General features: G+C 73.4%; 13 protein-coding genes. 9 read left to right on the forward strand and 4 right to left on the reverse strand.

Annotated elements, in window-relative coordinates; all coding sequences use genetic code 11:
* Positions 1 to 2 precede the first annotated feature (2 nt).
* Entirely contained in the window at positions 3 to 1,271 is a 1,269-nt protein-coding gene (locus tag ABZW14_RS02730) for an Hsp70 family protein (RefSeq protein ID WP_355338635.1), read from the reverse strand.
* Positions 1,272 to 1,559: 288 nt separating this feature from the next.
* On the opposite strand from ABZW14_RS02730, the gene ABZW14_RS02735 reads away from it, so the two are divergent.
* The 3 genes from ABZW14_RS02735 to ABZW14_RS02745 all read left to right on the forward strand — a co-directional run bounded on the left by ABZW14_RS02735 (position 1,560) and on the right by ABZW14_RS02745 (position 5,906).
* Entirely contained in the window at positions 1,560 to 2,486 is a 927-nt protein-coding gene (locus ABZW14_RS02735; RefSeq protein ID WP_355338638.1) for an IniB N-terminal domain-containing protein, read from the forward strand.
* Positions 2,487 to 2,586: 100 nt separating this feature from the next.
* On the forward strand, positions 2,587 to 4,443 hold the full coding sequence (locus ABZW14_RS02740) for a dynamin family protein (protein ID WP_355338641.1): 1,857 nt from the start codon (positions 2,587 to 2,589) through the stop codon (positions 4,441 to 4,443).
* On the forward strand, positions 4,440 to 5,906 hold the full coding sequence (locus ABZW14_RS02745; RefSeq protein WP_355338644.1) for a dynamin family protein: 1,467 nt from the start codon (positions 4,440 to 4,442) through the stop codon (positions 5,904 to 5,906). The genes ABZW14_RS02740 and ABZW14_RS02745 overlap by 4 nt, the downstream gene beginning before the upstream one ends.
* Here ABZW14_RS02745 and ABZW14_RS02750 read toward each other — a convergent pair.
* The 3 genes from ABZW14_RS02750 to trxA all read right to left on the reverse strand — a co-directional run bounded on the left by ABZW14_RS02750 (position 5,820) and on the right by trxA (position 7,676).
* Positions 5,820 to 6,722: an HTTM domain-containing protein gene (locus tag ABZW14_RS02750; RefSeq protein ID WP_355338647.1), complete on the reverse strand. Its 903-nt coding sequence runs from the start codon at positions 6,720 to 6,722 to the stop codon at positions 5,820 to 5,822. The two genes, ABZW14_RS02745 and ABZW14_RS02750, sit on opposite strands and share 87 nt — an antisense overlap.
* Positions 6,719 to 7,159, reverse strand: coding sequence for a hypothetical protein (locus tag ABZW14_RS02755; RefSeq protein WP_355338650.1), 441 nt, complete (start codon positions 7,157 to 7,159; stop codon positions 6,719 to 6,721). The genes ABZW14_RS02750 and ABZW14_RS02755 overlap by 4 nt, the downstream gene beginning before the upstream one ends.
* A gap of 148 nt (positions 7,160 to 7,307) precedes the next feature.
* Positions 7,308 to 7,676: a thioredoxin gene (gene trxA, locus ABZW14_RS02760; protein WP_355338653.1), complete on the reverse strand. Its 369-nt coding sequence runs from the start codon at positions 7,674 to 7,676 to the stop codon at positions 7,308 to 7,310.
* 546 nt (positions 7,677 to 8,222) lie between these two features.
* Here trxA and ABZW14_RS02765 point away from each other — a divergent pair.
* From ABZW14_RS02765 to ABZW14_RS02790, 6 genes are all read left to right on the forward strand, one after another.
* A complete protein-coding gene (locus tag ABZW14_RS02765) occupies positions 8,223 to 8,738 on the forward strand; it encodes a MaoC family dehydratase (protein WP_091314480.1) in 516 nt (171 codons plus the stop codon).
* A gap of 93 nt (positions 8,739 to 8,831) precedes the next feature.
* Positions 8,832 to 9,323, forward strand: a complete 492-nt coding sequence (locus ABZW14_RS02770) for a hypothetical protein (RefSeq protein WP_355338656.1) — start codon at positions 8,832 to 8,834, stop codon at positions 9,321 to 9,323.
* A gap of 70 nt (positions 9,324 to 9,393) precedes the next feature.
* Entirely contained in the window at positions 9,394 to 10,017 is a 624-nt protein-coding gene (locus ABZW14_RS02775; protein WP_355338659.1) for an RNA methyltransferase, read from the forward strand.
* A 65-nt stretch (positions 10,018 to 10,082) separates the two neighbouring features.
* On the forward strand, positions 10,083 to 10,769 hold the full coding sequence (locus tag ABZW14_RS02780; protein WP_355338662.1) for a DUF6758 family protein: 687 nt from the start codon (positions 10,083 to 10,085) through the stop codon (positions 10,767 to 10,769).
* Between the two features lie 118 nt (positions 10,770 to 10,887).
* Positions 10,888 to 11,046: a hypothetical protein gene (locus ABZW14_RS02785; RefSeq protein ID WP_013283898.1), complete on the forward strand. Its 159-nt coding sequence runs from the start codon at positions 10,888 to 10,890 to the stop codon at positions 11,044 to 11,046.
* Between the two features lie 6 nt (positions 11,047 to 11,052).
* Positions 11,053 to 11,928: a PH domain-containing protein gene (locus ABZW14_RS02790; RefSeq protein WP_355338665.1), complete on the forward strand. Its 876-nt coding sequence runs from the start codon at positions 11,053 to 11,055 to the stop codon at positions 11,926 to 11,928.
* Positions 11,929 to 12,006 lie beyond the last annotated feature (78 nt).

Raw genomic sequence — 12,006 nt, forward strand, 5'->3', positions numbered from 1 at the left:
GGTCATCCTTCGCGGTCCCGGCCGCGGCCCCGGGCCAGCACCAGGCGGGACGCCTTCGGCAGGTTCAGCGGGGTGATCCGGACCGGTGGGCGGGCCGGAGGCTCGCCGTACCGGGGTTGATGCGGTTCGGCGTGCCGCCACGCCGGAACGGCGGGCCCGGCGTCACTGACGGGTGCGGAGGCGGGCACCGGCGCCGGGCGGCGCGGGCGCGGTGACACCACCTGACAGGCGGCCAGCGCCGCCCCGGTCGCGGCGGTCAGCTGGGGGTCGGGCTCCACCTCGACGGCAACGGGCAGCGCCGCGGCGAGCAGTTCGGCCACCAGCGGGATCCGGGCCGAGCCGCCGGCCAGGAGGACGCCGTCGAGCTGCGCCGGCGTCAGGCCGGCGGAGTGCACGGTCCGCACCAGCAGGTCGACGGTGGCGCGCACCGCGGGCCGGATCAGGTCCTCGAACTGCGCCCGGGTCACCGGCACCCGCACCGGCCCGTCCGGCAGGGTGAGCATGACGTCGGTCTCCGTGCCGATGGTCAGCTCGCGCTTGACGCGGTCGCACTCGGCCAGCAGATCGAGCGGGCCCGGATACGTCTCCCCGCCGGCCGGACCGGTGACCGCGCGGCCGAGCGCGGCGCGGACGTGTTCGGCGAGCGCCTCGTCGAAGTCCGTGCCGCCGAGCGTCTCCAGGCCCTGCGGCAGGCCGAACGTCTCGTACCTGCCCCGCGCGTTGCGACGGACCAGCGCCGCCTCGAAGGAGTTGCCGCCCAGGGCGTAGACCGCGGCCGTGGTGCCCGGGAAGCCCCGCGCGGCATGGCTCTCGGCCACCGTGACCGTGCGGGGGAGCAGCGTGACGTTGCGCAGGTCGAGGGCCCACAGTGCCCGGTGCAGCAGGTCACGCCGGTGCGGGCCCCACCCGGCGGGATGGCTGAGCACGACGGCCTCGGCGAACGCGTCCTCGTGGGCGGCGACACGGTGCACCACCCACGCCGCCAGCTCCGCGACCAGCGTCTCCGGCGGGCACGGCTCGCCACCGAGCAGGAGAGGCACGTCGTCGCCGACCCGGCGGACGAAGTCGCGGGTGGTGCGGCTGTGGTCGTCGGTGGCCGGCTCGCCCACCGTGAGCGACCCGTCCGGCTCCAGGTGCAGCACCGACGGTACGACGGTTGACCGGCCACCCAGCGCGACGGCCTCGGGGCGGGCCCAGGTCTCGCCCCGACGTCTCGCGACGGTGGCGGCCGTGCCGGTGTTCCCGATGTCCAACCCCAGGACGTACGGCATTCGTTCTTCCTCCACCGCGAGTGGCCTGGGGACGGTGTCGGCACCGTGTGGACCCACCCCCGGCGAAACCCCGTGGGCTCCTACGTTCGTACCAGAGATCGCCACCGACCCGGTACCCTAACTCCGGCCGGCCCGGCTCCCCCTGTCCCCCTAACGAACGAGGGGGCGAGGACCCTAATCGGCGGGGGCCGGTTGCGGGAAGCGCCCCGATGACGACCACGGACCCCCGGCCATAGCGTCACTCTCGCGGCACGACGGTGCTGACGCTACGTTCGAGGAGAAGCCCCCATGGATTCGCACCAGACCCTGCACGACTTCGTGCTCAACCTGCTCACCGACCCCGATGCGCGGTCGGCCTTCGACCTCGACCCGGAGGGCGCGCTGCAGGCCGCGGGGCTCACCGACGTCACCGCCGCCGACGTGCAGGACGTCGTCCCGCTGGTGGTCGACTACGCCCCCGGCGCGGCGGGGCTCGCGCCGGTGGCCCCGGTGGCCGGGCAGCTCGGGCTCGACCCGCTCACGGGCGACGCCACCGACGTGGTCGGCCAGGTCCAGGCGCTGCCGCACCAGGTCGGCGTCAGCAGCTCCCACAGCGGTGTGGACGTGTCGGCCGGCGCCCTGGGCGCCATCGCGATCGACCCGGCCGGCCTGTACGCCGGGGCGTCCCTGGTGCCGGGCGTCGGCCTGGGCGTCGGGCCGGGCGGGCTCGGCACCGACCTGACCGCGGTGCACGATGTGGCGGACACCCTCGACTCGGACGTGGTGGGCGCGGTGAACACCGCCGTCGACCCGGTCGTCGGGGACGTGGCCGGGACGGCCGGTGACCCGTTCGGCGCCACGGCCGGTGTCGACCCGCTGCACGACGGCGGCGTGCTCGGCGGCGACCTGGGCGTCCTGGGCGGCACGCAGGGCCAGGTCCACGGCGTCGTCGGCTCGCTCGGCGTCGACCAGACCCTGGGCGGTCTCGGCCTGGGCGACGGCTCCGGCGTGGTCCCGCCGGTGCACGTGCCGACCACCGTGGACGGTGTGACGCACCAGGTGGACAGCACTCTCACCGGCGTCACCGGCACGGTCAGCGGCGTGACGGGCACGGTCGGCGGCCTGACCGGCGGGATCACCGACGGGGTGAGCGGCGACGCCGGGGTGCACGGCGCCGGGGTCCACGGCGACGTGCACGGTGCGACCGACGGCGGCCTGCTGGGCGGGCTGCTCTGACGGAGGGCTCGGTCGGGGACGGGAGGCGCGATCCGGCCTTCCGTCCCGCTTCCGTTCGCGACCCTCTTGATAATTGCGCTGAAATGCGCACACTTGGTGCGTGATCGCGGGGATCTGGCTGGACGTGCTCGACGAGATCGCCCGTACGTGCGGCGCACACGGGCGAGGCGACCTGCTCCAGACGGTGCGGCAGAAGCGGGTGCAACTGCTGGACCCCAGGCTGCGCGTCCTGGTCATCGGCGAGTCGCAGCAGGGCAAGAGCCAGCTGATCAATGCCATCGTCAACGCGCCGGCCTGCCCGGTCGGCGACGGCCGCACCACCGTGCTGCCCACCGTGGTGCAGCACGCGGAGGCCCCGTCGGCGGCCCTGGTCCAGGCGCCGCCCCCCGCCCCCGGTCGGCCCGCCGCGGCGCTCCCGGTGACCGGCGAGCGGACCGCGGTGCCGCTGGACCAGGTCGCCGCCGGGGTGGCCGGCACGTTCGGTCGCCGGCCGGGCGGCGGTCCCGCGTACGTCGAGATCGGACTGCCGCGCGCGCTGCTCGGCGCCGGCCTGGTGCTGGTGGACACTCCCGGCACCGAGGAGGCGACCGCGCTGGGGGCCGCCGGCCCGACCGCCGCGCCGGCCTGGGCGGACACCGTGCTGCTGGTCTCCGACTCCACGCGGGAACTCTCGGCCGGTGAGCTGACCATGCTGCTGCACGTCGCACGGTCGCACCCGAACGTGGTGCTGGTGCAGACCAAGACGGATCTCGTGCCGGACTGGCGCGCGGTCGCCGAGCGCAACCGGCAGCACCTCGCCGGGGCCGGCGTGCCGGCGCCGGTCATCCCGGTCTCGGCGGCCCTGCGGCTGCGCGCGGCCGTCGCTGACGACCGGGAGTTGAACGCCGAGTCGGGCTTTCCCGTGCTGATCGGCCGGTTGCAGCGGGACCTCGCGGGGAAGTCCGACCGCCTGGCCCGGGCGGCGGTGGGCGTGATCGCCCGCACCGTGGTGGAGCAGCTGGCCGCGCCGCTGCGGGCCGAGCTGGAGAGCCAGGAGGCCGAGGGGCAGTCCGGCCCCATCTCCCGGCTGCACGCGGCGCAGCGCGAGGTCGACGAGCTGCGTCGCTGCTCCACGAGGTGGCAGAACACGCTCGCCGACGAGATGGCCGACCTGCTCTCCGACATCGAGTACGACCTGCGTGACCGGACCCGGCAGATCCTGCGGGAGGTCGACGACGCGTTCGACAGCGCCGATCCGCTGGTCAGCTGGGACTCCTTCCAGGAGTGGCTGGAGCACAGCCTGACGGAGGCGGCGGAGGCCAACCACGAGTGGCTGGTCCGGCGCTGCGACTGGGCCGCCCGCCGGGTGGCCGACACCTTCGCCCGCTACGGCGGCGACGTGCTGCCGCCCTGGTCGGTGACGGCGCCCGCGGACCCCGGCGACGACCTCCCGGAGCTGGAACGGCCCACCGTCGACCGGTTCACCACGAGCCAGAAGCTGATCAGCGGCATGCGCGGTTCGTACGGTGGCCTGCTGATGGTCGGGCTGGCGACGACGCTGGCCGGCATGCCGATGATCAACCCGCTGTCGGTGGGCGTCGGCGCGCTGTTCGGCGGGAAGAGCATCCGCGACGAGAGCAGGCAACTGCTCCGCCGCCGCCAGGCGGTGGTCAAGACGGCGATCCAGCGGCACGTCGACGACTTCTTCGTCCGGGTCACCAAGGACCGCCGGGACGCCGTCCGGCAGGTGCAGCGGATGCTGCGGGACCACTTCACGGCGCTGACCGAGGAACTCCAGGAGGCCATCATCCGGTCGTTCCGCAGCGCGAAGCAGGCCGCCGACACCGACGCGGCCGTCCGCGACCAGCGGCAGCGCGAGATCCGGCTGAAGATGACCCGGCTGGCCGGCCTCTTCGAGCAGGCCCAGCAGCTCACCGGCGCCCGGCCCGCTCCCGCACCGCTGGAGCCCCGGCCGTGACGGTCGGGCTGCGGCTGGACGAGGCGGTCTGGGGGCTCCTGCACCAGGCGCTCCAGCACTACCGGGACAACCCCCGGGCCACGGACCACCTGCGGCACCAGCTGGCCCGGCTGGAGCAACCGCTGCGGGTGGCCATCGCCGGCCCGTGGCGGTCCGGCAAGTCGACCCTGCTGAACGCGATCATGGGTGAGGAGGTCGCGCCGGTCGACGGGGTGGACGGCAGCGCCGTCTTCACCTGGTACGAGGACGGGCCGCAGCCGAGCGCCACCGCGTACGCGAGCGGGCACCCGCCGCAGGAGCTGGCGATCGCCAAGTCGGCGACCGGGATGCGGGTGGACCTGGTCGGCTGGCGGGCGGGCGAGCTGCGCGACATCGTGGTGCAGTGGCCGACCCGCACGCTGCGCCAGGTGACGTTCATCGACACCCCGGCCACCGGCCGCGACGATCAGGGCCGTGCGCCGGTGATGGAGCGGGTGCTGCGGGACGCCGACGCGGTGCTGTACCTGACCCGGGACGGCCGCGACAGCGACCTGCGGGTGCTGGAGACCAGCCGCGAGAGCGCGGTCGGGCAGGCCGCGGCCGTGCACGTCATCATGGTGCTGTCCCGGGTCGACGAGACCGGTGGCGGACGGATCGACGGCCTGCTCACCGCTCGCCGGCTCGCCCGGCGACAGCACCGGGACCCCCGGGTGAACGAGCTCAGCGTGCACGTCGTCCCGTGCAGCGGCCTGCTCGGCCTGGCCGGCCGGATCCTCAGCGAGTCGGATCACGCCGTGCTCGCGGCGCTGGCGCGGGTGCCCCGTCCGGAGCTGGAGACGCACCTGCTCTCGGCCGACCGGTTCCTCCGCGGCGACCTGCCCGTCCGGCTCGACACCGGCGTACGTGCCGCGCTGCTGGACCGGCTCGGGCTCTTCGGGATCCGGCTGGCGACCACGCTGATCCGCACCGGCTGCGACAGCCGGGCGAAGCTCTCCGCCGAGCTGATCCGGCGCAGCGGCCTGACCGAGCTGCGCGAGTCGATGGCCCGCCTCCTCGTCGACCGGCGGGACACGCTGAAGGCGCGCTCGGCGCTGGCGGCCGTCGAGGCGCTGCTGCGGGCCGAGCCGGGCCGGGGCGCGGACGACCTGCTGGGCCGGGTCGAGCAGATCCTCGTCGGGGCGCACGAGTTCCGCGAGCTGCGCCTGCTCGCCGCGCTGCGAGCCAGCCGGCTCGGGTTCGACGCCGAGCTGGCGGCGGAGGCAGCGCGGCTGGTCGGCGGTGACGGGGTCGGCCTGGCGGCCCGGCTGGGCGTCGAGCACGACGCGACGGTGCACCGGCTCTGGGACGTCGCCGCGGAGGCCCAGTGGCGGTGGCGGAACCGCGCGGAGGATCCGCTGTTACGCCTGGCCCAGCGGCGCGGCGCCCAGGTCGTCGTCCGCAGCTGCGAGGGGATGCTCGCCGAGCTGGCCGAGGGGGGCCGGTGACCGGCGCCGGCGGAGCCAGGCGATCGGGCGGACCTTCTCCAGGGGCAGGAAGCTGGTCATCGCCGCCAGGTGCGGCGCGAACGAGATGGTGATCGTCGCGATGGTCACCGCGTGGAACGAGTAGAAGAAGCCGACGGCGGCCAGCCGCCACCGCTCCGGCAGCAGGAAGACGAGCGGGCTGAGCAGTTCGAAGGCCAGGATGCCGAACTGGGCGACGATCAGCAGGTGCGGCACCTGGGCGATCACGTCGGCCAGGTCGGTGCCGCGCCGGATGATCGCCCGGGCCAGCACCGAGCCGGTGGCCCAGTCCGGGCCGCCGAAGCGGAACTTGGCCCAGGCCGCCAGGAAGTAGGTGCAGATGACCCCGATCTGGGTGACCCGCAGCGCCCAGCCGCCCGCCTCGGTGCGGGTCGGGTCGCCGTGCCGGGCCCGCCCGGCGGTGGGCAGCGCGGCCAGCGCGACGAGCAGCCCGAACCGGTCGTGGTCGACCTTGCCGTAGCTCATCGCGACGATCATCCACTCGAAATAGAGGGCGAAGACCGTCCAGCCGAGCAGCCGGGGCGCCCGGCCGGTCGCGGCGAGCAGGGAGACCGCCAGCAGCACCCAGAAGATCACGCCGACCAGGGCCGGGGTGGGGGTGGGCAGCGGGAGCAGCCGGCCGATCAGCAGCGGCTGGTAGAGGTCGCCGGGCACGTCGACCCGGGTGCGTACCCAGGGGGTGAAGACCACCAGGTCGGCGGCGACGAAGAGGTAGACGAGGGTGCGGAAGGCGGCCACCCGGCCACGCGGGACCGCCTCGGTCAGCCAGCCGGTCACGGGACCGTCTCCCAGCGCACGGCGGTGCGATCGGTCCAGCGGCCGGTGGGCCGGCCGCCCTGGATGTCGTACCAGCGGACCACGATGCGGACCTCGACCAGCGCGGGGGCGGCCGGGTGGCGCTCGGCGTACGCCTCGGCGACCCGGCGCAGGAGGCTCGGGTCGGCGGCGTACCGGTCCTGCTGGCCCTCGATCTCGGCCCGGCGGATACCGGTGGCGTCCTGGCCCAGCGGCACCACGGCCCCGGTGCGGTCCACACCCTCGACGCGGGTGTCGGGCGCGGGCGCGTCCGGCGGGTCGGAGGTGGAGTACATCCGGAACGGGCCGAACGGGAAGTCGTCATCGACGCCGCGAACCGTGCCGAGGAGGAGCAGCGCCAGCCCGAGCAGCGTTGCGCCCAGCCGGACGGCGCGCCCGCGGGTGGTCAAGGTCTCCATCGGCTCGTGACGATACGGGATGAACATGGCCGGAAGGCGTCGGTCCGTCGTCCATTCCTCGCTGCCCGTGTCGCCCTTTCCGGGCCGCCCGGACGACGGCGGCCGGGCCCCCCGCGGGGACCCGGCCGCTGGTGCGGAGCCGGTGGGCTCAGTGCTGGTGGCCGTGCTCGGCGAGCTTCTTGCGGACGTCCTCCATGTCGAGCTGCTCGACCTGCTCGATCAGGTTCTCCAGCGCCGACTCGGGCAGGGCGCCCGGCTGGGCGTAGACGATCACGCCGTCGCGGATCGCCATCACCGTCGGGATGGAGCTGATGTTGAACTTGGCGCCCAGCTCCTGCTGTGCCTCGGTGTCGACCTTGCCGAAGACGATGTCCGGGTGCTTCTCGGACGAGCGCTCGTAGACGGGGGCGAAGCGCTTGCACGGGCCGCACCAGTCCGCCCAGAAGTCGAGCAGAACGATGCCGTCGCGTTCGGTCACCTCGTCGAAGTTGGCCGTGGTCAGCTCAACCGTTGCCATTGCACTCTCCGATCAGCGCGGATTTCCTACGTCCCGTGAAACCAGGGTGGATGGCTCCGCATTCCCGTGACGTGCGCGACGAAACACTGCGCAACGCGGCGGTGACCCTGGGACGCATCGAGCGGAATCGGTGCGCCGGGCCCTGCGGAGCGCAAGTGCATGCCGCATTTGCGTGACGGGATGTGATGGGAGCGCTTCCAAACCGCTCACGGCACGTGCGCGCTACGAATCGGCAATTTGACGCTTGACAAGCGGGGATCCGAGCTGCAGAGATCGCTTGTGGAGTGATCACGAGTCACTACGAGTAATGTTACGAAAAGGTAAATGTGACGCCCGTCTCTGTCGTTGCAGTACCGGCGTACGGCAGAATCTGTCGCATCAGAGCGTGGGCGGCGGGTGCCGGGGAGGGCCCCGCCGCTCATTGCGTCTCCACCCGGGTCGGTCCGGGTGTGACTTTTCCGCACGGGCAGCGCCCCACCCCTCGCCTTAACAAGCGGTAAGGCATGCTGTGCCGAACTCCATCGCCACCCGTCGAAGGGGACAAGGATGCAGTTCGGCCGCTACTACGAGGAGTTCGAGGTCGGCGCCGTCTACCGGCACTGGCCCGGCAAGACGGTCACCGAGTACGACGACCACCTCTTCTGCCTGCTCACCATGAACCACCACCCGCTCCACATGGACGCCCACTACGCCGAGTCGGCGAGCCAGTTCAAGCGCAACGTGGTGGTCGGCAACTACATCTACTCGCTGCTGCTCGGCATGTCGGTGCCGGACGTCAGCGGCAAGGCGATCGCCAACCTGGAGATCGAGTCGCTGCGGCACGTCGCGCCGACCTTCCACGGCGACACCATCTACGGCGAGACGACGGTGCTGGACAAGCGGGAGTCCTCCTCCAAGCCGGACCGCGGCGTGGTGGCGGTGGAGACCCGCGGCTACAACCAGGACGGCACGCTGGTCTGCGTGTTCCGCCGCAAGGTCATGGTCCCCAAGAAGGAGTACGCGGCCGCGGCCCTGCCCGAGGGTGTCGACCCCGAGCGGCCCAGCTTCCCCGAGCCGCGCTGACCCCTCCCGTACGCCCGGAAGGGCCCCTTTTCCGATCCGCGGGGAAGGGGCCCTTTTCCCGTTCCGGGGCATATGCTGACGCCGGAGGTCACCATGAGCCACTCCGTCGCCGGAGAGCCGCCCTCTGCCGGCCGCCGTGCCGCACCGCTGACCACCGCCGTCTACTCCGCGGCGGAGTGGGACCTGCTGACCGGCCTGCCGGGCCGCGTCCTCGTCGCCGCCGCCACCCCCGGTCCGGGCCGCCCGCCACGCGGCGTCGCCGCCGGGCTCGCCGGGCTGGACGCGGTGGCCGCCGGCCGGGCCTTCGACAGTGACCTGATCCGCGCCGTCGTCGCCGCCATCTACGCCCGCCACGACGGCGCCGCCGAGCCGGACGAGCGCCTCACCGACCTGGTCGACCTGCTCGCCGCCGCCCGCGCGGCGGTGCGGGTGCTGCGGCGGCGCGCCGACCCCGCCGACTCGGCGGCGTACCGGCAGTGGGTCGAGTCGGTGGCGGCCCGGGTGTGCCGGGCCGGCGAGGCCGCCCTGAGCCCCGCCGACCGGCGCTTCCTCGACCGGCTCGCCGGCGCGCTGGACCTCCGCTGACGGCGCGCTGCCGGACAGCCGACACCCGCTCCCGTGGGGGCGGCGCTCCGGGCCGTACCCTCTGCAGACCGTGACCGACGACCAGCTCGACGTGGGTGTGGGGCCCTGGCCCGGCGACCCGCCGGACGACCCGCGCTACGACCCGGAGCTGCTCGTCGAGGGCGACCGGCGCAACGTCGTGGACCGCTACCGCTACTGGCGGCGGGAGGCCGTGGTGGCCGACCTGGACCGCCGTCGGCACGACTTCCACGTGGCCGTCGAGAACTGGCAGCACGACTTCAACATCGGCACGGTGGTCCGCAACGCCAACGCCTTCCTCGCCGCCGAGGTGCACATCGTCGGGCGGCGGCGGTGGAACCGGCGGGGCGCCATGGTGACCGACCGCTACCAGCACGTCCGGCACCATCCGACGATCGAGGAGTTCGTGGCCTGGGCGGCGGGGGAGCGGCTGGCGGTCGTCGGCATCGACAACCTGCCCGGCTCGAAGCCGCTGGAGGCCGCCACCCTGCCGCGGCGCTGCGTGCTGCTCTTCGGCCAGGAGGGACCGGGGCTCTCCGAGGTCGCCCGGGCCGCCTGCGACCAGCTCTTCTCGATCGCCCAGTACGGCTCCACGCGCTCGATCAACGCCGGCGTGGCCAGCGGGATCGCCATGCACGCCTGGATCCGGACGTACGCCGGGCCGCCACCGGAGTGACCGATCCGGCCGCTCCGCTTGACGCCCCGCCGGTCCGGGGTGACGGTGAAGGCGTGAGTGTCGCGGTGAGTTGTCCCAGGTGCGCGGGCCCGGTCCGGGAGCCGGACCTGATGCACGGCGAATACCGGTGCCTGCGCTGCGGCCCGGTGCCGCCGCTGCACGTGCCGGAGCACATCGGTGCCGAGATCATGGCGAGCGTGGCGGAGCGGGTGGCCGCCGACGCCGACCCGGCCGGGCGGCCCGGGATGCCGCTCTGGTGCCCGTGGCCGCTGCCCACGGGGTGGACGCTGACCGGGGTGGCCTGGGTGGGGGACGACCGTTCCGGGGTCCGCGCCACGGCGGTGGCCTGCGCCGGCCCGGCCCCGCTCGATGGTGGACCGGCCGACCTGCTCTTCGTCGCCGAGGAGCCGGGCGTCGGGCTGGGCTCGCGCCTCGCCGGCCTGCCCGGTCCCGACCCGGGGCCCGAGGTGGCGGAGGCGCTCGCCGATCCCGGCCCTGGTCACCCCGAGCGGGTGCCGCACGCCAAGATCCGGGTGGGCGGCCATCCCACTCCACTGTGGCTCGTGAATTCCCCGACCGATCGAAGCGCGTACGCCGGCGAGGCTCGGGGAATGTGGCTCCATGCGATAGCCTGGCCGGCGAGTGCGGGTCACCTCCTCGCGGAAGAAGTCGTGCTGCACGACCTCACCGAGTGGACACCGCCCGAACTCGTGTACGGCGCACCATCTCCGTACCTGCACGGGCGGGCCTGAACGGCCGGCACCGGCGGGTCGGACAAGAGACGCAGATATTCACTCTACGACACCATACTGATACTCTGGGTGCCGCTGCGGTAAACGGACCCGGCTCCGCGCGAGAGGATGGCCCGCTATGGTCAAGAAGGTCCTCACCTGGGCCGGCATCGCATTCTTGATCTTCTTTGTCGCCTACCGGCCGAACTCCGCCGCCGACGTGTTCAAGTCCCTCGGCGGCGGCATCATGGACATCGCGCAGGGCTTCGGCGACTTCTTCACCAACCTGGTCGCCTAGCCGCCCATGGGAAGCCCCTCCGGTCCACCCTTCGACCCCGACGACCCCGACCGGGAGCGCCGGGAGCGCGACACCGAGCCGATTCCGCGGATCGACCCCGACGACGGCCCGGGCTTCGGCTCGGGTTCCGGCTACGGCGGCGGTCCCTCCCTTTCGGACGACGCCGCCTTCGGAGACGGCCCGGCGTTCGCCGGGGAGGGGCGGTCCGGCCGCGGCTGGATCCGCGACCCGGAGGCCGGCTACCAGAGCCCGCAGATCTCCGAGGAGGAGCTGGCCGGCCTGCGTGCCGACGCCTCCGGCATGGCCCCCCGCCGGGTGCTGCCGATGGAGGACGAGCCGAGCGCACTGGCGGCCCGCTACCTCTTCCCGACCGAGCGCTTCCGGGGTGAGTGGAAGCGGCACTGGGTCCACCTCTCCACCCCGATCATCGTCGGCATCGCGGCGACCTTCGTGCTCGGCTACCTCTCCGGCTTCCTCGCCGGGCGCGACGTCGGGGCGCTGACCACCGTCGCGGTGCTGCTCTGGTTCGCCGTGATGGGCTGGGTGGCCTGGCGGGTCGCCGACTGGTGGTACGACCGCTTCATCCTCACCAACAAGCGGGTCATGGTCGTCAACGGGATCATCACCCGCCGGGTGGCCATGATGCCGCTGGTCCGGGTCACCGACATGAAGTACGAGCAGACCCCCACCGGTCGCGCCCTCAACTACGGCACCTTCGTGCTCGAGTCGGCCGGCCAGGAGCAGGCGCTCCGCGAGATCAAGAACCTGCCCAACCCGAACGAGCTCTACCTGCGCGTCGTGGAAGAGATGTACGAGCCGCAGGCCGTCGAGGCGCGGATCGGCAAGGAGCAGGACGAGGCCAAGGCCGACGACGGCGCCTGAAGCTTTCTGTCCGAACATCCGGAGGAAGTGCACACCTTTTGCCGTCGACCCACCCCGCTCTACCGTGGGAGCCTGCCA

It is taken from the genome of Micromonospora sp. NPDC004551 (genome assembly GCF_040609975.1).
In the GTDB taxonomy this organism is placed as follows: domain Bacteria; phylum Actinomycetota; class Actinomycetes; order Mycobacteriales; family Micromonosporaceae; genus Micromonospora.

What these genes read in the sequence shown, in the direction of transcription:
- ABZW14_RS02730 (WP_355338635.1), bottom strand. Translation starts at nt 1,271, where the DNA reads ATGCCGTACGTCCTGGGGTTGGACATCGGGAACACCGGCACGGCCGCC.
- ABZW14_RS02735 (WP_355338638.1), top strand. Translation starts at nt 1,560, where the DNA reads ATGGATTCGCACCAGACCCTGCACGACTTCGTGCTCAACCTGCTCACC.
- ABZW14_RS02755 (WP_355338650.1), bottom strand. Translation starts at nt 7,159, where the DNA reads ATGGAGACCTTGACCACCCGCGGGCGCGCCGTCCGGCTGGGCGCAACG.
- trxA (WP_355338653.1), bottom strand. Translation starts at nt 7,676, where the DNA reads ATGGCAACGGTTGAGCTGACCACGGCCAACTTCGACGAGGTGACCGAA.
- ABZW14_RS02765 (WP_091314480.1), top strand. Translation starts at nt 8,223, where the DNA reads ATGCAGTTCGGCCGCTACTACGAGGAGTTCGAGGTCGGCGCCGTCTAC.
- ABZW14_RS02770 (WP_355338656.1), top strand. Translation starts at nt 8,832, where the DNA reads ATGAGCCACTCCGTCGCCGGAGAGCCGCCCTCTGCCGGCCGCCGTGCC.
- ABZW14_RS02785 (WP_013283898.1), top strand. Translation starts at nt 10,888, where the DNA reads ATGGTCAAGAAGGTCCTCACCTGGGCCGGCATCGCATTCTTGATCTTC.
- ABZW14_RS02790 (WP_355338665.1), top strand. Translation starts at nt 11,053, where the DNA reads ATGGGAAGCCCCTCCGGTCCACCCTTCGACCCCGACGACCCCGACCGG.